Source organism: Pseudoalteromonas sp. MM1, from assembly GCF_030296835.1.
Classification (GTDB): domain Bacteria; phylum Pseudomonadota; class Gammaproteobacteria; order Enterobacterales; family Alteromonadaceae; genus Pseudoalteromonas.
On record NZ_AP027922.1, the window covers coordinates 1,877,286 to 1,899,708 of the forward strand.

Consider the following 22,423-nt stretch of genomic DNA (forward strand, 5'->3'; position numbering starts at 1 on the left):
CTATGCCTAAACAGGGTCCTAATCCAAATAACCCAGCCCCTGTTGAGGGCTTTCCTCAGGTTGGTTTTTTAAAAAACTTTATTACCTCGCCTAATATAGTTGTGGGTGATTATACCTATTACGACGATCCTGATGGCCCTGAAAACTTCGAAAAAAATGTCCTTTACCATTTCGATTTTATTGGAGACCGCCTCATTATTGGCAAATTTTGCGCCATAGCTAAAAACGTAACCTTTATAATGAACGGCGCTAATCATCAAACAGCGGGGTTTTCTACTTATCCATTTTTTATATTTGGCAACGGCTGGGAAAAATCGGCCCCACAAGCTGGCGAGTTACCCTTTAAAGGCGATACGGTTATCGGTCACGATGTATGGATTGGCTATGACGCAACCATAATGCCTGGGGTAAATATTGGCAGTGGTTCTATTATTGCAAGTAAATCAGTAGTTACCTGCGATGTACCCGCTTATAGCGTGGTAGGTGGTAATCCGGCAAAAGTAATTAAGCACAGGTTTGATAGCAACACAATAAATACGTTATTAGATATAGCTTGGTGGGATTGGAGCAATGAAAGAATCACTGCTCATCTAGATGCCATTACTCAGTGTGATTTAAACGCTTTAGTAAAGCTTAAATAACCCATAAGTAACACTTACCTACCACTCAAACATGTACGCCATTTTACTAATGGTTTTTAAAGGCACGTTATGCGTGTTGCGCTTAGCGTATAGATGCTGCATGGATTTGTCTCTTACTTCACCAACAATAACTTCTTTTACTTGATAGCCAAGTGCATGTGCTGCTTGAGAGTACGCAATAAACTCCCACTTTTTTATATTGGTGTTATCAACAATTACAAGCGGTATATTTTGCGCTAAAGCATTAATAAAGCGCGCTAAATTTAAATTATGATATTGCGGTAGCTTAAATTTATCAAAGTGATACTCGCCTTGTTCATTAACAAAGTAGTCATCAGTTGAGCAAATTAAATACTGGCTTGTATCTACTCCACCTAGCTCATCTGCTAGGGTTTGTGCATAGTAAGACTTACCACTTCCTGGTAGCCCTCTTAAAATAAAAACTTGTTTCATAGCATCCATTTTTAGGTAATGGTAAACGTTTGTACGAATAGTTTAATAATGCCATAAAATCACTAAATTTCAGAGCATCAAATGATAATAGTGGTAATTTAAAGCAAAAAACGCTTTAAAAGTAACCCACTTGCATAAAAACTTTTAAAGAGTTGCTCACAATAGTTTTTTTATTTTATTTAACTAGGTAAGATACACGGTTCAAGTTCAACGCGCTAAATTTAACCATAGCGTTGAATAGTTAATATTATACAGTTAGGCAACTTATATCATTGGAGTGAAGATGAGCCATTTAGCGATTTCAGAGCTATTAAAAGGCAATGTTGCGGTAGACAGCCAAGTGACAGTAAAAGGCTGGATCCGTACACGCCGCGATTCAAAAGCAGGAATATCATTTTTAGCCGTTCATGACGGTTCGTGTTTTGATCCTATTCAAGCGGTAGTTCCTAATTCACTAAATAATTATGATGAAGTTACTAGCTTAACAGCCGGTTGTTCTGTGTCGGTTACTGGTGTGTTAGTACAATCTGCAGGTAAAGGTCAGTCATTTGAAATTCAAGCTAATTCTGTCACAGTTTTAGGTTGGGTAGAAAACCCAGATTCGTACCCTATGGCGGCTAAGCGCCACAGCATTGAGTATTTACGTGAGCACGCTCACCTTCGCCCTCGTACAAATATGATAGGTGCTGTAACACGTGTGCGTAACTGTTTAGCACAAGCTATTCACCGTTTTTACCACGAGCAAGGCTTTTATTGGATCAGCACACCAATCATCACAGCCAGTGACTGTGAAGGCGCAGGTGAAATGTTCCGCGTATCAACACTTGATATGCAAAACTTGCCACGCACTGATAAAGGCGACGTTGATTACAGCGAAGACTTTTTTGGTAAAGAAGCCTTTTTAACGGTATCTGGCCAATTAAATGGCGAAACGTATGCATCGGCTATGTCAAAAATTTACACCTTTGGCCCAACATTCCGTGCAGAAAACTCAAACACGTCTCGCCACTTAGCTGAGTTTTGGATGGTTGAACCTGAAGTAGCATTTGCTGATTTAGAAGATATTGCAAAACTTGCTGAAAACATGCTTAAGTATGTATTTAAAGCGGTACTTGAAGAGCGCCGTGACGATATGGAATTTTTTGCACAACGTATCGAAAAAACAGCCATTAGCCGTTTAGAAGAGTTTGTAGAAAAAGACTTTGCTCAAGTTGATTACACTGACGCTGTAGAAATTCTTAAAGCGTGTGGAAAGAAATTTGAGTACGCTGTTGAATGGGGTGTAGATTTACAGTCTGAGCACGAGCGCTACTTAGCAGAAGAGCACTTTAAAGCACCGGTTGTTATTAAAAACTACCCGCGCGATATAAAAGCGTTTTACATGCGCCAAAACGAAGACGGTAAAACCGTTGCCGCTATGGACGTTGTAGCGCCAGGCATTGGTGAAATTATTGGTGGTTCACAACGTGAAGAGCGTCTTGATGTGCTTGACGCCCGTTTAGATGAAATGGGCTTAAACAAAGAAGATTACAGCTGGTACCGCGATTTACGTAAATACGGTAGCGTACCACACTCTGGCTTTGGTTTAGGTTTTGAACGCCTAGTTGCTTATGTTACAGGTATGGGCAACGTACGTGATGTGATTGCCTTCCCTCGCACTAAAGGTAGCGCAACGTACTAATCAAATTGATTGATTTTAAAAGCCAGCTTAGTTGCTGGCTTTTTTAATGCCTGTTGAACTTTATTGATTGCTTTAAAGTATTGTTTATAAATTAGAGATTTATAAATTTTCAGCTATAGTTTTTATAACACATTCGTTATTTGGCTAACAGCATGATAAAAAACCTTATTTTGGCAGCCACCGTACTGCTTTCCTCATCTAATATTGCAACATCAGTTTCTAATATTGAACCCGAGCACAAGCCTTTACTTATAGGTGGTTCTTCTTCGGTCTCACACCTTTTGCATATTTTAAAGCCTAACTATGAAAAACAAACTAATACCGCCATGCAAGTCCGCTCTATGGGTAGCACCAAGGGCATTAAAGCAATAGCGCAAAACATTATTGATGTTGGTACAGCATCGCGCTACTTAACCAATGCAGAGCAAGAGCAATACCCTCATGTACGCCAAATTGTTATTGCGCAAGACGCGCTGGTATTTTTTACTAACAAAAAAAATAACATTAATTCGCTAAGTGTAGAGCAGCTCAGCGACATTTATTCGGGTAAATATAAAACGTGGCAAGAAGTTAACCCAAATTATAAACCAGAGACACAAAGAGATAATAAAATTCTCCTGTTTAGTAAGGCCTATAACCACGGCACATTTGATATTTTATTAGAGTTTTTAAACCTGACTTTTATGCGTGTTCCTAATGGTAATACGATTAAGCTAAAACCTGCAGGTAACCGCGGCTTGTTTCCAAAAATGGAAGTGCAAATGTATGACGAATTCAATCAAGCACTTGGCATAGTACAACGTATGCCCAATGCTATTGCTTTTGACTCTTTCGGAGCAATCTCGCAACTGCAGGGCTCTAAAAAAATAAATAAAATAAATTTACTTGGTATCGATGGTGTTCACGTTTCAGATGAAACGATTAAAAATGGTGAATATACGTTTGTTCGCCCTCTAATTTTACTGGTAAATAGCCAATCGAGCCGCTCTGTAGAACAAACTGAAGTGTTGCTCAATCTATTAAAAGATAACCGTGTTTTAAATACTTTGTCAGCGCATCATTATTCTATGGTTGAGACTGAATAAAAAAAGCCGCAGGAACCTAAGTTCACCGCGGCTTTACAACCAGAATATGTTTATAGCGCGTTTTCAAGCTGCGGTAGCACCTCAAATAAGTCAGCAACCAACCCGTAATCTGCCACCTGAAATATAGGCGCGTCTGGGTCTTTATTAATCGCTACAATAACTTTTGAGTCTTTCATGCCTGCTAAATGCTGAATAGCACCACTTATGCCAACGGCAATATACAGATTAGGCGCAACAATTTTACCCGTTTGACCTACTTGCATATCGTTCGGTACAAAGCCTGCATCAACCGCTGCACGAGACGCACCAACCGCTGCGCCCAGCTTGTCAGCAATACCGTTTAATAAAGTAAAGTTTTCTCCATTTTGCATGCCGCGGCCACCTGATATAACCACCTCTGCAGCAGTTAGCTCAGGACGTTCCGACTCGGTTTGCTCTACACTTACAAAGTCACTCAATTGAGTATCACTGAGCGCTTCTAACGCATTTATGCTTGCAGGTGATTGTTGGCTTTGTAAGTCAAAACTACTCGCTCGTACGGTGATCACTTTTTTACTATCAAGCGATTTAACCGTGGCAATTGCATTACCAGCGTATATGGGGCGTTTAAATGTATCGCTATCTATTACTTCTATTATTTCCGACACTTGCGCTACATCTAAAAGCGCTGCAACGCGAGGCATAAAGTTTTTACCTGTGGTAGTTGCACTGGCAATAATATGCGTATAATTATCAGCAATAGTTAAAACAAGCTCGGCCATATTTTCAGCTAACTGATGTTGATAAAGTGCATTATCGGCGATCAGCACTGTTGTAACACCTTCAATACTGGCAACCTCTTCGCTCATTGTACCTACATTTAAACCCGCTATAAGTACATCTATATCAAAGCCTAATTTACTTGCCGCATTGATTGTTTTTGAGGTTTCTGGTTTTAGTGCACCGTTATCGTGCTCTGCAATTACAAGTGTTTTCATTTAAATCACCTTTGCCTCTGTTTTAAGTTTCTCTACCAGCTGGGCTACATCTTCCACAATAATACCGCCACTGCGCTTAGCCGGCTCTTCTACTTTTATTAACTGTACGCGGGGTGTTAAATCAACACCTAACGAATCTGCTGCTATTACATCAAGTGGTTTACGCTTTGCTTTCATTATATTTGGCAGCGATGCATAGCGAGGCTCGTTTAAGCGTAAATCGGTGGTTACAATAGCGGGCAATTTAAGAGCAACTGTTTGTAAGCCACCATCTACTTCACGGGTTACATTAACTGTATTGCCGTTTATATCCACTTTAGAGGCAAATGTACCTTGGCCGCGCTTGGTTAAAGCCGCTAGCATTTGGCCTGTTTGGTTGTTGTCGGAGTCAATAGATTGTTTGCCTAAAATAACTAGTTCAGGGGCTTCTTGCTCAACCAACTTAGCTAATAATTTAGCAATGTGTAGCGATTCTAGTTTTTCATCGGTTTCGATGTGTATGGCTTTATCTGCACCTAATGCCAGTGCGGTGCGAAGCTGCTCTTGCGCTGCTTTTGCACCAATTGTTACCGCTATAACCTCGGTTGCTGTGCCCGCTTCTTTTAATCGAATGGCTTCTTCTATCGCAATTTCACAAAATGGGTTCATTGCCATTTTTACATTTGCTAAGTCAACGTCGCTGTTGTCAGCCTTTACGCGTGCTTTAACGTTGTAATCGATCACTCTTTTTATTGGAACGAGAACTTTCATAGGAACTCCATCTATATTTAAACCTACAAGCTAACGTGTACGTCAACCTATTTATTTTATGAATTCAGACTACTTCCTGTTGACGTAAACGTCAACCTAAAATAACCTTAAAGTATTCACAGCCTGTAACATTTAATGTGCAAGTATTAAAAAGGCTGCATTGCTTATCTAATTTAGCTAAGCCCGTCATTGATTAAGAGGTTATTATGGTCGAACGTGAAACCATGGAATTTGATGTAGTTATTGTAGGTGCAGGCCCCGCGGGCCTTGCCAGTGCAATTAAGCTCGCACAGCTAGCGCAAGAAAAACAACAAGAACAAACTATCTGTGTGGTAGAAAAAGGCTCAGAGGTAGGCGCGCATATTCTTTCAGGCGCGGTATTTGAAACCAAGGCCTTAGATGAGCTTTTGCCTAACTGGCAAGAGCTTGGCGCTCCTGTGGCCACACAAGTTACGCAGGATGAAATTTATTGGTTTAATAACAGCGAAAAAGCCACTACTCTTCCTCGCTTTGCTACCCCTAAAACATTTCATAATGAAGGCAACTATATAGTTTCGATGGGCAATGTGTGCCGATGGCTTGCCGAGCAAGCTGAAAATTTAGGCGTTGAAATATTCCCAGGTTTTAGCGCTCACTCTTTAATTATTGAGCAAAACACCGTTAAAGGCATTATTACGGGCGATATGGGCGTTGATAAAGACGGCAATGAAAAAGATGGTTATATGCCTGGTATGGAACTTCGCGCTAAATACACTGTATTTGCGGAGGGGTGTCGCGGCCATTTAGGCAAGCAACTTATTAATGAGTTTGCCCTTGATAAAGATGTGTCACCACAGCACTATGGCCTAGGTTTTAAAGAAATTTGGCAAATTGATCCTAGTAAACATCAACAAGGTAAAGTAGTTCACGGTACAGGATGGCCACTGAGTGGCGATACCAATGGTGGCTCTTTTATGTATCACTGCGATAACAATCAAGTAGTTGTAGGGTTAATTGTTGATTTAAATTATTCAAACCCGCATTTAAGCCCGTTTGATGAGTTTCAGCGAATGAAACAGCACCCTATTTTTAAGCAAACCCTTGAAGGGGGCGAGCGCATTGCCTATGGTGCCCGTGCTATTGCAAAAGGCGGTCTTCACTCGCTACCTAAAATGCATTTTGCCGGTGGCCTACTAATAGGCTGTGATGCAGGTACGCTCAATTTTGCTAAAATTAAAGGTAACCATACCGCCATGAAGTCAGGTATGGTTGCGGCAGAAGTTATTTTTAAAGCGCTCCAAAATGGCCAAGCAAATACTGATTTAACTGACTATAAAAACGCATTTGAAAATTCATGGGCATATAAGGAGCTTTACCAATCGCGTAACTTTGGCCCTGCCATGCACACTTTAGGTAAGTTTATAGGCGGTGCGTATAATACCCTTGATCAAAATATCTTCAACGGTGCACTGCCCTTTACCTTTAAAGACAACACCCCCGATTACGATACGTTAAAAGATGCTGCTTCAAGCACTAAAATTGACTACCCTAAGCCTGATGGTCTACTTAGTTTTGATAAACTCTCTAGTGTATTTTTATCTAATACTAACCATGAAGAGTCGCAACCTTGCCATTTAAAACTTAAAGATCCCGCCATTCCTATTTCTGTGAACTTAGTTAAATTTGATGAACCCGCGCAGCGTTACTGCCCAGCTGGTGTGTACGAAGTGCAAGAAATTGAAGGTGAAAATCAGTTTGTGATCAATGCACAAAACTGTGTGCACTGTAAAACCTGTGATATTAAAGACCCGAGCCAAAATATTACTTGGGTAACACCCGAAGGTGCTGGTGGGCCCAACTACCCCAATATGTAACTATTTTATGCACAAAGGTGCATTAAAAACGTATCTTTTACATATAAATTATAAACCTATCCTAAATTGCAGGGGCTTCGGCCCCTTTTTTGCGGTATGCTCATAGGTAAGTTTCATAAAGTGAGTGATTGATATGCCGTCGTCAAATGTTGTATTTCGATTTTTAGCAGAGCCTACCGATGTAAATTTTGGTGGGAAGGTTCATGGTGGAGTGGTCATGAAGTGGATTGACCAAGCAGGCTATGCGTGTGCTGCTGGTTGGAGTGGCCATTATTGCGTTACTGTTTCTGTTGCGGGGGTTAAATTTAGACGCCCTATTTTAGTTGGCCAAATTGTCGAAGTAGAAGCAAAAATTGCACATACAGGCTCAACAAGTATGCAAATATTTATTCAGGTACGCTGTGGCGATCCTAAAACACAAAACATGGTAGAGACAAACCACTGTGTTATTAGCTTTGTAGCAATGGACGAAACAGGTTACCCGGTAGAAGTACCTGCATTTAAAGCAGTAACAGATGAAGATAAAAAATTAGAAAACTACGCAATTAAAATGAAACAAATTGCAATTGAGACAGAAAATTTGCTCCATAAAGTATAAAAGTACAATGTAAAATTCACATAGACCATGTAAAAGGTACAACCTTTATTTAGAAAACAAAAAACTAAAAAAGTTCAATCTGCTTATAAAAAATACAAAATAGCCGTAAAAATGCCGTACAAGTCGTTTTTACGGCTATTTTGTAACCATATATTATATTGGCATGCTCACTGCAATTAACTAATTGTCGTTTGATAAGTTAAATCAAACATTTATTATTTTTTTAAAGGAGCTATACAATGATTAAAACACTTTCTCTTTCTGCAATTGCTTTAGCAACACTGGGTTTTAACTCTGCAGCACACGCTGACATTACGGATTTTGATTCTCCTCGCATTTATACAGGTGTTGGTTATGGCCAATACTCATTTGAATTTGAAGACAGCGAAAACGACACTAAATTTGATGACGATGCACAAATGTTAAAAGGTTACATTGGTACACAATTTAACGAACACTTTAGTGTTGAGCTAGCTTATCAAAATTTTGATGAAGTGAGCGACATCGACAGCAAAGCAGAAGTTGATGGTGTGTCATTAGCAGCTATTTTAGCGGCTCCGCTTTCTGAAAGCTTTTCTGTATATGCTAAAGGTGGTTGGTTTGAATGGGATGCAGATGTAGAGCAAGAGCTTCCTGTTGGCAGCATTTCAGCATCACAAGACGGTGGCGATGTATTTTACGGCGCTGGTATTCAATACGCGTTTTCTAGCAATGTTCAAATGCGCTTAGAGTACGAACGTTACGAATTAGATGATGAGATTGACCCAGAAATGGATGTTGCATCAGTATCTATTCAATACATGTTTTAATAGTTTTTAAACCACTTAAGGGTGAGCCATGTGCTCACCTTTTTGTTGCTTGCATATTTACATTAATTAGTACGAATTTTAAACCTATCAGTCTAAATAACAATTAAACCAGTTAGTCTAAAATATAACGAACTATGTGTACTGTTATAAATACTAAATAGAGGTAGAATAGCGCCCTATTTTTAAGATAACTGAGCATTATGAGCGATTATAGCATTTCGGCTATTGGCCACATTCAATCCCCTTATAAACAAAAGTTTGCAATTCCTAGGCAACCACGTTTAGTGCCGCAAGCTAAAGCCAAACTTATTTTTACTGCTGAGTTTAATCGTGAAGAATTTGTTCGTGGCATTGAAGAATTTAGCCATATTTGGCTATTGTTTAGGTTTCATGAAACCGCCGATAAAGGCTATTCAGCTATGGTACGCCCTCCACGTTTAGGCGGCAATGAGCGTAAAGGCGTGTTTGCAACGCGCGCCACATTTAGACCCAATGCTATCGGTATGAGCGCCGTAAAACTTGAAGGTGTTGAGTATAAAAACGGCCAACTTAGTTTACTGCTTGCTGGTATTGATTTGCTCGATGGCACGCCTATTGTCGATATAAAACCTTACTTACCTTATTCAGATGCAATGCTCGACGCCAGTGCAGGCTTTGCCGATACGCGCCCAGAAACACAAATGAGTGTTGAGTTTAGCCCTGAAGTAACAGAGTTTATTGCTAGGCAAACCCACTACCCTGACCTTAAAGACTTTATAGCTAATGTATTAAAACAAGACCCACGACCCGCTTATAAAAAACAAAAACAAGGCGAGCAAAGCTACGGCATGACATTGTATGATTTTAATATACGCTGGCAGGTTAACGGCGAGCATAACTTAGTAACAAGTATAGAAAATAGCTAAAAAGTGCAGTTAGCGCTTTAGTGTAAAAGCAAGCGCTGGTAAACTTAGCGCCCTATTAAAAAGAACATATTACTTTATTTCGGAAAAATCATGCGTACCAGTCAATATATACTCGCAACACTTAAAGAAACGCCATCAGATGCTGAAATTGTTTCGCATCAATTAATGCTTAGAGCCGGTATGATCCGTCGCGTCGCTTCGGGTTTATATACATGGTTACCCTCTGGTTTACGTGTGCTTCGTAAAGTAGAAAATATTGTTCGTGAAGAAATGGACAAAGCAGGCGCAATAGAAATGTTGATGCCAGTTATTCAACCTGCTGATTTATGGCAAGAGTCTGGCCGTTGGGAGCAATTTGGCCCTGAACTTGTTCGCTTTAACGACCGTCATAATCGTGAGTTTGCGCTTGGCCCTACCCATGAAGAAGTGATTACGGATTTTGTTCGTAAAGAAATTAGCAGCTATAAACAATTACCAATTACTTTGTACCAAGTGCAAACTAAAGTACGTGATGAAAGACGCCCACGCTTTGGCGTAATGCGCGCACGTGAATTTACAATGAAAGATGCGTATTCATTTCACTTAAGTGAAGCGTGTTTAGATGCTACTTATCAAGCAATCCACAAAGCATATTGTAATATTTTTGAACGTTTAAACCTTGAATACCGCCCTGTGCTTGCTGACACAGGCTCTATTGGTGGTAGCTTATCGCATGAGTTTCATGTACTAGCTGAATCGGGTGAAGACGCAATTGCCTTTAGTGATGCAAGCGATTACGCAGCAAATATCGAAAAAGCAGAAGCGTTAGCACCAACACAGAGCCGCCCTGAGCCATCTAAAGAGCTTAAAGCGTTTCCTACACCGGATGCTAAAACAATTAGCGAGCTTAAAAAGCACTACGGCGTTAAACCACACCGCGGTGTTAAAACATTAATTGTGTACGGTACTCCAGATGAAAACGAACAACGTGGTTTAGTTGCGCTTGTACTGCGTGGCGATCACGAGTTAAACGAATTAAAAGCCGAAAAGCACCCACTTGTTGACTCACCTCTTGAAATGGCCACTGAGGCAGACATAGTTGCAGCAATTGGTGCAAAGCCAGGTTCACTTGGCCCTGTAGGTTTAACAATGCCAATTATTGTAGACAGAACCGCTAACGTAATGGCAGATTTTGTTGCCGGTGCCAATAAAGATGACGAGCACTTTAGCGGAATTAACTGGGATCGCGATGTTAAAGAATATCAAGTTGCTGATATTCGCAACATTGTTGAAGGCGATCCGAGCCCGTGTGGACAAGGTACTTTACAAATTAAACGCGGTATTGAAGTTGGTCATATTTTCCAACTTGGTACTAAGTACTCAGAAGCCATGAAAGCAGGCGTATTGAGCGAGTCGGGTAAAAACCAAGTAATGACTATGGGTTGTTATGGTATTGGTGTTTCGCGCATTGTGGCAGCGGCTATTGAGCAAAATAATGATGATTACGGTATTATTTGGCCACAATCTATTGCCCCATTTGATTTAGCTATTGTGCCAATGAACATGCATAAGTCGCATCGTATTCCTGATATTGCTAATAATCTATACCAAGGTTTAAAAGAAGCAGGCCTAGATGTTTTATTTGATGACCGTAAAGAGCGCCCTGGCGTTATGTTTAACGACATGGAATTAATGGGTGTACCTTATACTTTAGTGATTGGTGAGCGTAACCTAGATGAAAACAAGGTTGAGCTTAAAAATCGCCGTACCGGTGAAAAGTTAATGGTTGATTTAGACACCGCAATAGAGACTATTAAAGCGGCTGTTAAAGGCTAATAACACCCACGCTTTATACAAACCTATAAGGCTGCATTTAATAATGCAGCCTTTTTTATGCGCGGTTAATAGTAATGTATATAAAAGCTGATCACCTAACCTCCCTCCCATTACAAAAAACTTTTAATTAGCTGGCTTGTTATAAATTGTCATAGAGGCTTCGTTAAAGTGTCTCATAAGTGTCATTAGATTTATCTACAGTGTTTAATTATTACACTATGGATGAAGGGTATGACAAACAATCAACAGCGTAAAAAACAACATTATCCAGCCGTTTGGATTTCGGATGTGCACTTAGGCTATAAAGACTGTAGAGCTGACTATTTGTTAGATTTTTTAAACTCAATTGAATGCGATACGCTTTATTTAGTGGGTGATATAGTTGATTTGTGGTCGATGAAGCGCAGTTTTTATTGGCATCCCTCTCATTACCAAGTGCTTAGCTGTATACAACAAAAAGCCCTTGATGGCACCCGTGTAATATACATTCCTGGTAACCACGACGAGACCTTTCGCCATTACATAAATCAAACCCTATTTGGTGTAGAAGTCCACCAGCAGTATATCCATACCACTAAAGCCAATAAGCGCTTTTTACTGCTTCACGGTGATGACTTTGACTCGGCAACCCGCTACAACAAGCTCATTAGTATTGCAGGCGATGCAGGTTACGATTTACTGCTATTTTTAAATCGTTGGACTAACCGAGTTCGTAAAGTGTTTGGCGGTAATTACTGGTCACTTGCGTCGTGGATAAAAGCACGCGTACATAAAGCCCGTGAAGCCATTGCAGCCTTTGAAGATGCCGCTATCCATGAGGCAAAAAAGCAAAAGGTCGATGGGATTATTTGCGGACACATCCATCACCCTAAAATTAAAGTGGTAGATGGCATTGTATATTGTAATGACGGTGATTGGATTGAAAGCTGTACCGCATTAGTGGAGCAATCAAACGGGAAAATAGAGCTGTTGCATTGGTCTGATACACAAAAAGTACTTGATACAGCCGATGTAACCAGCTTAGTTAAACCTATTCAAACGGGTTCTAAGCCAAGTAAGTCAGCAGCGTAACTGCTGACTTAGCGCATTTAGTTTAACCAGGTTAACAGCCTATTTTTAAGTGTTTTAGGCTTAATTGGTTTAGTAATGTAGTCGTTCATGCCAGCGGTAATACAGCGCTCTCTATCGCCTTCCATTGCACTTGCTGTCATAGCAATAATTGGGATGCTTATATACTCGACTCCCGCTTTAGCATTTCGTATTTCGCTGGTGGTATCGTAGCCATCAAGGTTAGGCATTTGACAGTCCATTAAAATTAAGTCAAAGGGTTGCTCTTGATTAAATTTAAGGGCTGAGAGTGCTTCTATACCATCACTGGCACAGGTGATTTTTATTCCTGTGCGTTTTAAAATAGCTTTAGCTACCTCAATATTAATCATATTGTCATCAACCAGTAATACATGATATTTAGACAACTCAGGCTCTGGCTCTATGTCATTTGCTTGTTTAGGTGCGGTTAAAACAAACTCGTTATTAGCGCCAAAAATACTTCCTAGCTTGTAGGTAAACTGATCTTGCGTGAGTGGTTTGTGCAAAATGTGGCTATTCTCAGGAAACACCTTTTTAGATTGCTTATTAACAACCATGTCTCGCAATATAAGCACATATTTTTTATCGGCCTTTTCACAGTAACTTATTAGTGCATTAACTTGTGGATGTTCGTCATCAATGATCAATAAATCGGCGTCAAATTCGCTATGTTCACTAAAATAGTCGAGCCTAGTAATGTGACTTGGCTGAATTTTACAAGTCTGAGTTAATAATCCACATACATTTTTAAATACGTTATCACGCGCAATAAGCGCCGCTACACTGACCTCTTTTGAAAGTTCAATGCCGGTATTTAGTTTTTGCTGTTGCGCAACATGTAACTCAACCGTTGCAACAAATGTACTACCTACGCCCTTTTCACTCGTAACAGTGATATTTCCGCCCATTAATTGCGCCAGTTTTTTACATATAGATAACCCTAAACCGGTGCCACCAAAATGGCGCGTTGTGCTTGAATCTTCTTGGGTAAACACATCGAACAGTTTATCGATGTTTTCAGGGGCAATACCAATACCGGTGTCTTTAATTATAAAGCTCATTAAAATTTTACTGTCGGTAATGTATTTAGAGTTTAAGGTTAAACTTACCTCGCCTTTATGGGTAAACTTAAAGGCATTATTTATTAAATTAATTAAAATTTGCTTAAGGCGATGGCTGTCACCAATAACCATTCTATCAACCACGTTTTGGGTATTTAAAAAGACCTCTAACCCTTTACGTTGGCCCTGCAGCGCAATTGAATTAATCATATCGCTACAGACAGAGATAACATCAAACGAGTGATTATCAATATCTAGCTTGCCCGCTTCAATTTTAGAAAAATCTAAAATATCGTTAATTAAATTCATTAACGAGTGCGCACTGCTATTAGCTAATTTTAAATAATGTTGCTGTTGCTCAGTGAGGCTGTCTTCTTTAAGCATTTCAAGCATGCCTAAAACACCGTTCATTGGTGTGCGTATTTCGTGGGAAATATTGGCTACAAAGTCACTTTTTGCTTGGCTTGCGGCAAGGGCTTGGTCAATCGCTCGCTCAAGTTCAACAGTACGCTGAGATACCTTTAACTCTAACGTGCTATTTAAACCCTGTAACTGTGATTGAGTATGCTTTAACGAGCTGATATTACGCAAAATAGCAGCAACCTGATATCGATTGCTAAATACATCAAATACGCTGGTCAGCGTGATTGAATAGTATTCTTTATTGCCATCATCACCAGCATAAACCGCTTCAAATGGCATTTTAGAGCCATGCTTTATAGTTTCAGCTATACAATCTTTATCTTCATCTGCAAGGGTAAATAAGTTACTAAAGCGAGTATTTTCATTAGCTAGCCTAGTACCAAACACCTTATTAGCCGTTTGATTACAATGAATGATGGTTTCATCACTGTCTATGGTAAAAATAGCGTCGAGTGAATTTTCAATCACTTTATTATTTTGCTCTGTTAAAGAGTGTATGAGCAGCTTGCGGTTAATATAGCGCTGATATAACAGCGTAATAATAATAAATATGGTAAAAAACGACGCTATTATAGTAATAAAGCTTTCTCGCCTTTTGGCAACGCGCTCAATTAATGTTTCTGAGTCAATAGAAACGGCCATTTCTAATGGCAACATGGCAATATCGCCTTCAAAACTTACCCGTTTATTTAAAAAATACTGTTTTGGGGTATCCCCAATTAACAAGGTTTCGTGAGAGTTCATGTTTTGTGTGGGGCTAAATTCATCGCTCCAGGTTTTGGCTTGGTTAAATTCAAAGCCAAACCGTAAATCAGGGTTTGGGTGGTATAAAAACTCGCTTTCATTATTAAGTAAATAAATATTAATCCCAGGTGGAAGTTCAAACGTTAAACTTTCAAATAGTTTATCTGCAGAATAATTTGTCACTAAAATGGCAAACACTTGTTTTAGATGATCAAAAACAGGCTTAGCTACGCGGTATGTACTTACTAAGGGTTTTTGTATTTCGCCATTTTCGCGGTTGTAGTTAATGGGCGATATATACACACTTTTTTCATCAAGCATACTGGCTTTAAGTACGTAGTCTCGCTCGCCCTTTTTTTGCAGTTGCGAACCCTCTAACCTAATAATATCGCCTAACATGCGATCTACACGTACTATTTCTTGGCCATTTTCAGCAAGCATAATGTAACGAGCTTGCAAAATAGAATCGTCGGTTTGCATAAACCCGCTAAAAATATCAGCAAGGCGGTCTTGCCATACAGCAATTGGAGTTTGTAATAGTGGGTCAATTAATTGGTTGTCGGTCGCTCTAGATATACCTTGAATAGGTGGAGTGGCATTTAAAAATCGAATAGCAGTAATGCTATCGGTTAAATGATTTTTTAAAGACGCGGCTTTTGTTTCAAGCTCACGATTGAGTTCATTACGTGCATCGTTATATATCTCTGCGCGCACTTTTTTTTCAAACACATACACCGAAGGCAATGCAATGAACAAGAAAACAATAATGGCAACCAGTAATAATTTATTACCTTTTGCTGCTGTTATAAATACATTCCTTTTTAGCATTGACCCCACTCCTCACTATTTTCTAGGTTAGATTATAGAGGAATATTTGATAAAAAATAGAAGCAAAAATAATTAGTTACTTAAAAAATTGTAATTAAAGTTTGAACAAATACTCTAAACCAATCACTTAGTATTACTATTCAAAAGTAGTGTGAATATAAAATGAATACCACGCTAAAAATTATTAAAACTAACTTTTTCCGTTAAGCTGTAAGCTAACTAAAAATGACTCTTAAAAAAGTTTAAAAACAAAAAGGGCAAGGTAAATACCTTGCCCGTTTATAAAACTTAAACTACCTAAATAATACATCTTCGCGGTTAAACCATTTAACACAAAATGCAAGCAATGCCCCAGCTATAATAGCCGTTGCTAAAAATATTAATCCTACCAAGGTGTAATCAACCGTGCCTTTAACAATTTCTTTAATTGCCAGTGCTACATTGGTAACAGGAATAAATGCAGTTTTAGCTGTTAGCTCTACATTAGGCATAATTGATACAATGATTGGAAAGAACACCCCCATACTCAAAGGTGCCATATAGTTTTGGGCCTCTTTGAATGTCCGAGCATAAATAGATATTGCTAATGCCAATGCTGAAAATATCGCGGCAATAGGCAGTAACAATACAAAAATCATTAATAAATCGCTTACTGCTAATGAGCTAAATGCGGTTTTAATTACTTCTAGGTCTGCAAATGCAAGGGCCACCGCTATCCATCCGCCCATACTGAGTACAGTTATAGTTGTTGATGCAATTGAGGTTGTCAGTAAGGTTATAAATTTGCCTAGTACAAGCTCTGTACGCGTTATAGGTGTAAGCAGTAAAGTCTCTAATGTACCGCGCTCTTTTTCACCCGCACCTAAATCTATTGCTGGGTACGTTGCGCCCATCAGTACTATAGGGATCAATAAATACGGTAAAAAGCCACCTAGTTTTTCTCCTAAGTTTTCACGCTTATCGGCGGTATCAACCTTTACAACTTCAATAGGTGTCAAAAGTGCTAAATGTGCCTCTTTTTCAATACCAAAACCTATTAATTTTTCTGTTTGTAATAAATCGCTGTACTCTTTGGCGAGCTCTTTTACACGCTGAAATAAAAAGTTGATAGACTTAGCATCATTAAATACCACTTGCCACTTGCTTTGCTGGCCATCATCTAGTGCTTGTTTAGCATTAGTGGGTAAATATATACCCATGTCTATATCACCTGCGATTACCCCTTCTTTTAGCTCTTCAATATTATTAAAGGTTTTTGCACCTTTATATTGCTCAAAGCTTTTATGGTAAAACACTTTTTCGGTAAACTCTGGCGCGTAGTCGCCATTAATAATGGCGTAGGTATGTACCTTTTGTTCAGCATCGAGTGCCGCTTGAGAGCTAATAAACGCCATAACGGCAAATAATAAGGGAAACACCGCAACGGGTAGAGCGACTACAAACAACAAGGTTTTTTTATCGCGTAAGAGTTCTGTTAATTCCTTTTTAAATACCTCAAACATGGTGTTTCTCCGTTAATATGCTCATAAACGCTTGGTTTAGCTCTTCACTATTGCCTGCCTGCTTAAATTCAGCAAGCGTGCCATCAAAACAACTTACGCCTTCATTAATAACCGCTACGCGGTCACATAAAAGAGCAACTTCGTCTAGATGGTGGGTAGAAAAAATAACGGGCGTGCCTTGCGCCTTTAAGCCTTTAATAAAGTTGATAACCGTTTGAGTAGTCATGATATCAAGGCCTGTAGTAGGCTCATCAAGTACCACCACTTCTGGTTGATGCACTACAGCGCGTGCAATATTGGCTTTTTGCTTCATGCCGGTAGATAGGTTTTCAGCGCGTTTATCAATAAATTTATGCATGTCGAGCAAAGTAAATAGCTCTTCGCAGCGAGTCGATATTTGCTCTTTATTCATGCCATGGAGCTTTGCAAAATATTCAATATTTTCTTTTACAGTAAGTCGACCATACAAGCCTGTTGAACCTGATAAAAAACCAATAGACTTGCGCCCTACTAACGGCTTTTTAATTATATCGTTGCCGGCAATAGTAATTGTGCCTTCATCGGGCTTTAGTGCGGTAGAAAGCATACGCAAGGTGGTGGTTTTACCCGCACCGTTAGGACCTAATAGCCCTAATACTTCACCTTTTGCACATTGAAAGCTGACATCTCTTACTGAATGAAAAAAATCTTTATCTTCACGCGGGTCTATATCATCAACTTTATTTTTTTTATGATCCTTGGTTAACTTAAACTTTTTTTTAAGCCCTGCGACTTCTATCATTTTCGTATCCTTCGTTTAGCTCTAAAGTAGTCAGTATTATCATAGAACGATTCATTTACGTTTTCGTCGTGCCATCCTGGTACACCTAATAATGGCAATGGAGAAAGCTGTTTGTTATCGGCTAAGCAATGCTCTATTTTTATCTTCTCATAAAGTACTTGGTCTAGGTACTGATATTGAGTAACTAAATCTTTACAAAATATTTCATCCGGTACACTTACAAATAATGCTTTACCCGTTAAACCAATATAGGGTTTTGTGAGCATTTCATAATTAGCGTGGCCAAACATAAAAGGTTGTATTGTTTTGCCCCACTCTTCTCGGTGAGTAATAAATGCAGTTTTCCATTGGTGCTCGGTTAAAAGCGTTTGCCACTTAGACTCACTAATGGCAAGTACCACACCACATTCGTCAAACAAGGTGAGTGCATTACGATGCTTAGTACGTTGTTTTAAGCCATGTTGTGCTATTTCTTGTACGTGGCGATGATTAATAAGCGACTTGGTTTTTGGAAATAAACACCATATAAATCCGCCAAATAGGTCGTGCCAATTTTCTGCGCGTGTTGGTACAACGCCAGTTTCAAAAATAACTTGTTCATAATAACGCTCAGCAAAATCTACTTTGGCATCATCTTCAAAAACAATTGGAAGATTATTAGCGTTAATGGCTGTTAAATAAGGTGAAAACCAATCAGGGCTTGGCCAATCTATTTGCTTATCAATATTAAACAATGTTCGTAAGTGCTCAAACGCACCGCTTTTTAAACTACTAACTTGCCATTGCTCGGGCGGAGTAAAGCGCTTCATTTATACCTTTAACAATTTATGCTGTTAATTTGCGGGCAGTTTACCGCAAAAACTGGTTCTAATTAATAGAAGTTAATATACTAATCACATCTTAGAACAAGAATAGAGCGACTATGAAACGTTATTTTTCTCTCACACTGATTGCCGGCGCGGTTTTAGCCGGTTGTGCAACAACAAGTATTACCCCTACAGACGTAACAAATGGTTACAACAGTATTAAAGCCGATGAGCTTGCTAAACATATTAAGGTATTAGCTTCTGACGAATTTGGCGGCCGAGCGCCTTCATCTGAAGGGGAAAAGTTAACGCTTGATTACCTAACTACGCAATTTAAAGCATTAGGGTTTGAACCCGGTAATGGCGATAGCTTTTTACAAGAAGTACCGCTTGTTTCACTTGAGGCTGACTCTGACATGGTATTAAGTATTGGTGGTAAAGATTACCAATACAAAAAAGATATGGTTATGGGTAGTAGCCGTATTAGCGCACAAGAAGGCATTGAAAACTCAGAGCTTGTATTTGTAGGCTACGGTGTTAACGCACCAGAGTATAACTGGAACGACTACGAAGGGTTAGACGTAAAGGGTAAAACTGTGGTTATGCTGGTTAACGATCCGGGCTTTGCGACAAAAGATCCTGCGTTATTTACGGGCGATGCAATGACCTACTATGGCCGCTGGACTTATAAATACGAAGAAGCGAGTCGTCAAGGTGCAGCCGGTGCTATTATCATTCACGAAACAGCCCCTGCGTCATACCCGTGGTCGGTTGTTGAAAACTCGTGGAGCGGTGAGCAGTTTGGATTTCAAAAAGAGAACAACAATATGGACCGCGTTGCGGTTGAAGGCTGGGTTACCACTGATGTAGCTAAAGAGTTATTTGCTAAAGCGGGCCTTGATTTTGATACTGCCAAAGCCAATGCAGCTAAAGGTGCTTATAACGTTGACATGGGTAATTTAACTGCCTCGGTTAATGTTAAAAATACAATTAAAAAGTCGGTATCGTATAACTTTATTGCAACCCTTCCTGGTAGTGAAAAACCTGAAGAACATGTTATTTATTCTGCGCATTGGGATCACCTAGGTACAGATACGACCCGTAAGGGCGATCAAATTTATAATGGTGCACACGACAACGCAACGGGCACCGCAGGGCTAATTGAGGTGGCAGAGGCATTTACTAAGCTGCCAACGCACCCTACTCGCTCAATGACATTTTTAGCTGTTACGGCAGAAGAACAAGGCTTACTTGGCTCTAAATATTACGCTGCTAATCCTGTTATTGCTGCAGATAAAACAGTCGCCAATATAAACATGGATAGTCTAAACTTATTAGGTAAAGTAAAAGATATGAACGTAGTAGGTTTAGGTAAGTCACAAATGGACGACCTACTAGCAAAAGCCGCAAAAGAGCAAGGTAGAACCATAGCTGGCGACCCAAAACCATCATCAGGTGGTTATTACCGCTCTGATCACTTTGCATTTGCAAATATGGGTATTCCGGCTATGTATGCAGGCGGTGGTACCATAGCAGCCGATGAAGACACAGAGAATTATCGTAAGCGAATGAGCTTAGTGTTACGTGGTTGTTACCATCAGCCATGTGATAGATACCGCGATGAGTGGGATTTATCGGGTGCGGTACAAGACTTACAATTGTTTTATAAAGTAGGCTTTGATATTTCTGAGCAAGCGCAATGGCCAAAGTGGTACGAAAACTCAGAGTTTCAACGTAAATAACCTATTTCGCCTAAGCTTAGGCTATTGACCATCGAAAAACTCAAACTGAGTTATCGATTTAAATAGATGCAAATGATATTGATTATCATTTGCAAAGCATATACAGTGTGTCCTAGTTAAAAATAAAACTGGGGCACACTTATGATTTTACTCTCTCAAATAGGATTTATTACGCCAGCTTCCAAACGGTTTGTTAGCCAAAATAAACGCTTACTCCTACCACTATTTTTATTAGTATGTTTAGTTGTACCTAGTCTTCGCGAAATCACCATTACTGCACTTAGTGATGCGTTTTTCCAAGTTAGTGTATTTGTAGCGGCTACGTTACTTATTTACTACTACGCAATAGAACATATCCCTCAATTAGAAATGAGCTACTTAAGCGCTAAATCCAAATCGCTTGAAGTGCTATTTGCATCTGTACTTGGCGCTTTACCTGGCTGTGGTGGCGCTATTATTGTGGTAACTCAATACACTAAAGGCCAAGCAAGTTTTGGAGCTATCGTCGCCGTGCTTACAGCTACAATGGGAGATGCTGCTTTTTTATTGCTCGCGACTCGCCCTACTGAAGGCTTAACAATAATGGCTATGGGTTTAGCGGTAGGTACAGTGTGTGGATTAATAGTTAATGCAATTCATAAACCTGACTTTTTACGCCCAAGCTCTCAAGAGCAAAAACACCAAGTAAAAGTGTTGCCCACTAAAATAATTAAAATTAGTAAACCCGTATGGATGTTTGCCATTATACCAAGTTTAGTTATTGCGTTTTTGATTGCATTTAATGTGGACTTTAACCAATTTGGGGAATATACCCACACTGGTGTGAGCTTATTTGGCGCTGCTATGGCTTTGTTTACTGTGACAATTTGGGCTTACTCTTCTAAAGGTGAAACATACAAAGAGATCACCTCAGAGGACGACGAATGTAATCCGCCTTCAAAGCTTATAAAAGTACTTCAAGATACACATTTTGTAACTGCTTGGGTGGTGGCTTCGTTCATGTTATTTGAAATATTAGTCAGTGTGGTAGGCCTTGATTTAAAAACCTGGTTTATGCACTACGCCTATTTAGCACCGTTGGTTGCTGTTGTGATTGGTTTTTTACCTGGCTGTGGGCCACAAATAATTGTAACCACGCTTTATATACAAGGTATTATTCCCTTTAGTGCGTTAGCTGCGAATGCGATTTCAAATGATGGGGATGCACTATTTCCAGCAATTGCAATGGCGCCAAAAGCAGCAGTGATCGCTACCTTGTATACGTCTATACCTGCTTTAGTTGTTGGTTACGGGCTTTACTTTTTAAGTTAACAGTTAAAAAATCATAAGTACAAAAAAAGCTCAGCAATTGCTGAGCTTTTTAATGCTAACGTATTATTTAAACCGTAGCAGGTTCAGCTGCTGACTCTTTTGGATTTGGACCAAAATCGTTTTCGCCTTCGTGCGAGTCTTGTGCAAGGAACACAATTAAAACAATCCAGCCAATAATTGGCACTAACCACAGTAGCTGCCACCAGCCAGAGCGGCCTGTATCGTGAAGACGACGTGCACCTGCACTTAACCCAGGTATTAATAGCGCTAAGCTATAAATAGAACCAATAAACATTGTTCCTAAAGCACCATCAATCACGTTACATATAATTGAAAAAATCGTATTAAATAATACAAACATCCAATAAGCTTTACGACGGTTACGCCCTGAAAAATCTGCATAACTGCGCAGCGCGTTCATATAATGTTCCATAAAAATTCCTTAGTGTTAGTGTTTATATTCCCTAATGGGTTTAATTTTTATTACTTTTTAGTAACACTTGTATCTTAAATAAAAACAGGCTCATTTAAAACAAAAAACCAGCAAATTGCTGGTTTTTTATAAGTTT

Annotated in this window: 19 protein-coding genes; 11 read left to right on the forward strand and 8 right to left on the reverse strand. The window is 39.5% G+C overall.

Annotated elements, in window-relative coordinates; translation table 11 throughout:
* Positions 1-2 precede the first annotated feature (2 nt).
* Complete coding sequence (locus QUE46_RS08525; protein WP_286244415.1) at positions 3-641, forward strand: Vat family streptogramin A O-acetyltransferase; 639 nt, start codon at positions 3-5, stop codon at positions 639-641.
* Between the two features lie 18 nt (positions 642-659).
* On the opposite strand, the gene QUE46_RS08530 is transcribed toward QUE46_RS08525, so the two are convergent.
* The gene (locus QUE46_RS08530; protein ID WP_286244416.1) at positions 660-1,094 is read right to left on the reverse strand and encodes an ATP-binding protein; all 435 of its coding nucleotides are present in this window, start codon (positions 1,092-1,094) and stop codon (positions 660-662) included.
* Positions 1,095-1,377: 283 nt separating this feature from the next.
* Here QUE46_RS08530 and asnS point away from each other — a divergent pair, with 283 nt between their 5' ends.
* Positions 1,378-2,775, forward strand: a complete 1,398-nt coding sequence (gene asnS / locus QUE46_RS08535) for an asparagine--tRNA ligase (protein ID WP_286244417.1) — start codon at positions 1,378-1,380, stop codon at positions 2,773-2,775.
* A gap of 152 nt (positions 2,776-2,927) precedes the next feature.
* Entirely contained in the window at positions 2,928-3,860 is a 933-nt protein-coding gene (locus QUE46_RS08540; RefSeq protein WP_286244418.1) for a PstS family phosphate ABC transporter substrate-binding protein, read from the forward strand.
* Positions 3,861-3,910: 50 nt separating this feature from the next.
* Here QUE46_RS08540 and QUE46_RS08545 read toward each other — a convergent pair whose 3' ends face one another.
* Both QUE46_RS08545 and QUE46_RS08550 read right to left on the reverse strand, forming a co-directional pair.
* Positions 3,911-4,837, reverse strand: coding sequence for an electron transfer flavoprotein subunit alpha/FixB family protein (locus QUE46_RS08545; protein WP_286244419.1), 927 nt, complete (start codon positions 4,835-4,837; stop codon positions 3,911-3,913).
* The gene (locus tag QUE46_RS08550) at positions 4,838-5,587 is read right to left on the reverse strand and encodes an electron transfer flavoprotein subunit beta/FixA family protein (RefSeq protein WP_004586651.1); all 750 of its coding nucleotides are present in this window, start codon (positions 5,585-5,587) and stop codon (positions 4,838-4,840) included.
* Positions 5,588-5,793: 206 nt separating this feature from the next.
* On the opposite strand from QUE46_RS08550, the gene QUE46_RS08555 reads away from it, so the two are divergent.
* The 6 genes from QUE46_RS08555 (at position 5,794) to QUE46_RS08580 (ending at position 12,638) form a co-directional block, all read left to right on the forward strand.
* On the forward strand, positions 5,794-7,440 hold the full coding sequence (locus QUE46_RS08555) for an electron transfer flavoprotein-ubiquinone oxidoreductase (protein ID WP_286244421.1): 1,647 nt from the start codon (positions 5,794-5,796) through the stop codon (positions 7,438-7,440).
* A gap of 133 nt (positions 7,441-7,573) precedes the next feature.
* A complete protein-coding gene (locus QUE46_RS08560) occupies positions 7,574-8,038 on the forward strand; it encodes an acyl-CoA thioesterase (RefSeq protein ID WP_055014849.1) in 465 nt (154 codons plus the stop codon).
* A gap of 239 nt (positions 8,039-8,277) precedes the next feature.
* Positions 8,278-8,847 carry an outer membrane beta-barrel protein gene (locus QUE46_RS08565; RefSeq protein ID WP_286244423.1) on the forward strand — a complete coding sequence of 190 codons (570 nt, stop codon included), beginning with the start codon at positions 8,278-8,280 and terminating at the stop codon, positions 8,845-8,847.
* A gap of 200 nt (positions 8,848-9,047) precedes the next feature.
* Positions 9,048-9,752 carry a tRNA (N6-threonylcarbamoyladenosine(37)-N6)-methyltransferase TrmO gene (gene tsaA, locus QUE46_RS08570; RefSeq protein WP_286244424.1) on the forward strand — a complete coding sequence of 235 codons (705 nt, stop codon included), beginning with the start codon at positions 9,048-9,050 and terminating at the stop codon, positions 9,750-9,752.
* A gap of 90 nt (positions 9,753-9,842) precedes the next feature.
* On the forward strand, positions 9,843-11,567 hold the full coding sequence (locus QUE46_RS08575) for a proline--tRNA ligase (protein WP_286244425.1): 1,725 nt from the start codon (positions 9,843-9,845) through the stop codon (positions 11,565-11,567).
* A gap of 231 nt (positions 11,568-11,798) precedes the next feature.
* Complete coding sequence (locus QUE46_RS08580; protein ID WP_286244426.1) at positions 11,799-12,638, forward strand: UDP-2,3-diacylglucosamine diphosphatase; 840 nt, start codon at positions 11,799-11,801, stop codon at positions 12,636-12,638.
* A gap of 17 nt (positions 12,639-12,655) precedes the next feature.
* On the opposite strand, the gene QUE46_RS08585 is transcribed toward QUE46_RS08580, so the two are convergent.
* The 4 genes from QUE46_RS08585 to QUE46_RS08600 form a co-directional block, all read right to left on the reverse strand.
* Positions 12,656-15,712 (reverse strand): ATP-binding protein, encoded by a 3,057-nt coding sequence (locus QUE46_RS08585; RefSeq protein WP_286244427.1) that lies wholly within the window; start codon positions 15,710-15,712, stop codon positions 12,656-12,658.
* A 293-nt stretch (positions 15,713-16,005) separates the two neighbouring features.
* Complete coding sequence (locus tag QUE46_RS08590; RefSeq protein ID WP_286244428.1) at positions 16,006-17,214, reverse strand: ABC transporter permease; 1,209 nt, start codon at positions 17,212-17,214, stop codon at positions 16,006-16,008.
* Positions 17,207-17,995 (reverse strand): ABC transporter ATP-binding protein, encoded by a 789-nt coding sequence (locus QUE46_RS08595; RefSeq protein WP_286244430.1) that lies wholly within the window; start codon positions 17,993-17,995, stop codon positions 17,207-17,209. The genes QUE46_RS08590 and QUE46_RS08595 overlap by 8 nt, the downstream gene beginning before the upstream one ends.
* On the reverse strand, positions 17,992-18,804 hold the full coding sequence (locus tag QUE46_RS08600) for a DUF3025 domain-containing protein (RefSeq protein ID WP_286244431.1): 813 nt from the start codon (positions 18,802-18,804) through the stop codon (positions 17,992-17,994). Before QUE46_RS08600 ends, QUE46_RS08595 begins: the two co-directional genes overlap by 4 nt.
* 113 nt (positions 18,805-18,917) lie before the next feature.
* Between QUE46_RS08600 and QUE46_RS08605 the strand changes: the two genes are divergently transcribed.
* Both QUE46_RS08605 and QUE46_RS08610 read left to right on the forward strand, forming a co-directional pair.
* A complete protein-coding gene (locus QUE46_RS08605; protein WP_286244432.1) occupies positions 18,918-20,543 on the forward strand; it encodes a M28 family metallopeptidase in 1,626 nt (541 codons plus the stop codon).
* A 141-nt stretch (positions 20,544-20,684) separates the two neighbouring features.
* Positions 20,685-21,854 (forward strand): putative manganese transporter, encoded by a 1,170-nt coding sequence (locus QUE46_RS08610; protein WP_286244433.1) that lies wholly within the window; start codon positions 20,685-20,687, stop codon positions 21,852-21,854.
* A gap of 67 nt (positions 21,855-21,921) precedes the next feature.
* Here the strand turns inward: QUE46_RS08610 and QUE46_RS08615 are convergent, their stop codons facing one another.
* Positions 21,922-22,287, reverse strand: coding sequence for a DUF805 domain-containing protein (locus tag QUE46_RS08615; protein WP_286244434.1), 366 nt, complete (start codon positions 22,285-22,287; stop codon positions 21,922-21,924).
* Positions 22,288-22,423: the final 136 nt, after the last annotated feature.

Excerpts from the sequence above, each read along its gene's own strand:
- QUE46_RS08525 (WP_286244415.1), top strand. The coding sequence starts at position 3 with ATGCCTAAACAGGGTCCTAATCCAAATAACCCAGCCCCTGTTGAGGGC.
- QUE46_RS08530 (WP_286244416.1), bottom strand. The coding sequence starts at position 1,094 with ATGAAACAAGTTTTTATTTTAAGAGGGCTACCAGGAAGTGGTAAGTCT.
- asnS (WP_286244417.1), top strand. The coding sequence starts at position 1,378 with ATGAGCCATTTAGCGATTTCAGAGCTATTAAAAGGCAATGTTGCGGTA.
- QUE46_RS08540 (WP_286244418.1), top strand. The coding sequence starts at position 2,928 with ATGATAAAAAACCTTATTTTGGCAGCCACCGTACTGCTTTCCTCATCT.
- QUE46_RS08545 (WP_286244419.1), bottom strand. The coding sequence starts at position 4,837 with ATGAAAACACTTGTAATTGCAGAGCACGATAACGGTGCACTAAAACCA.
- QUE46_RS08550 (WP_004586651.1), bottom strand. The coding sequence starts at position 5,587 with ATGAAAGTTCTCGTTCCAATAAAAAGAGTGATCGATTACAACGTTAAA.
- QUE46_RS08555 (WP_286244421.1), top strand. The coding sequence starts at position 5,794 with ATGGTCGAACGTGAAACCATGGAATTTGATGTAGTTATTGTAGGTGCA.
- QUE46_RS08560 (WP_055014849.1), top strand. The coding sequence starts at position 7,574 with ATGCCGTCGTCAAATGTTGTATTTCGATTTTTAGCAGAGCCTACCGAT.
- QUE46_RS08565 (WP_286244423.1), top strand. The coding sequence starts at position 8,278 with ATGATTAAAACACTTTCTCTTTCTGCAATTGCTTTAGCAACACTGGGT.
- tsaA (WP_286244424.1), top strand. The coding sequence starts at position 9,048 with ATGAGCGATTATAGCATTTCGGCTATTGGCCACATTCAATCCCCTTAT.
- QUE46_RS08575 (WP_286244425.1), top strand. The coding sequence starts at position 9,843 with ATGCGTACCAGTCAATATATACTCGCAACACTTAAAGAAACGCCATCA.
- QUE46_RS08580 (WP_286244426.1), top strand. The coding sequence starts at position 11,799 with ATGACAAACAATCAACAGCGTAAAAAACAACATTATCCAGCCGTTTGG.
- QUE46_RS08585 (WP_286244427.1), bottom strand. The coding sequence starts at position 15,712 with ATGCTAAAAAGGAATGTATTTATAACAGCAGCAAAAGGTAATAAATTA.
- QUE46_RS08590 (WP_286244428.1), bottom strand. The coding sequence starts at position 17,214 with ATGTTTGAGGTATTTAAAAAGGAATTAACAGAACTCTTACGCGATAAA.
- QUE46_RS08595 (WP_286244430.1), bottom strand. The coding sequence starts at position 17,995 with ATGATAGAAGTCGCAGGGCTTAAAAAAAAGTTTAAGTTAACCAAGGAT.
- QUE46_RS08600 (WP_286244431.1), bottom strand. The coding sequence starts at position 18,804 with ATGAAGCGCTTTACTCCGCCCGAGCAATGGCAAGTTAGTAGTTTAAAA.
- QUE46_RS08605 (WP_286244432.1), top strand. The coding sequence starts at position 18,918 with ATGAAACGTTATTTTTCTCTCACACTGATTGCCGGCGCGGTTTTAGCC.
- QUE46_RS08610 (WP_286244433.1), top strand. The coding sequence starts at position 20,685 with ATGATTTTACTCTCTCAAATAGGATTTATTACGCCAGCTTCCAAACGG.
- QUE46_RS08615 (WP_286244434.1), bottom strand. The coding sequence starts at position 22,287 with ATGGAACATTATATGAACGCGCTGCGCAGTTATGCAGATTTTTCAGGG.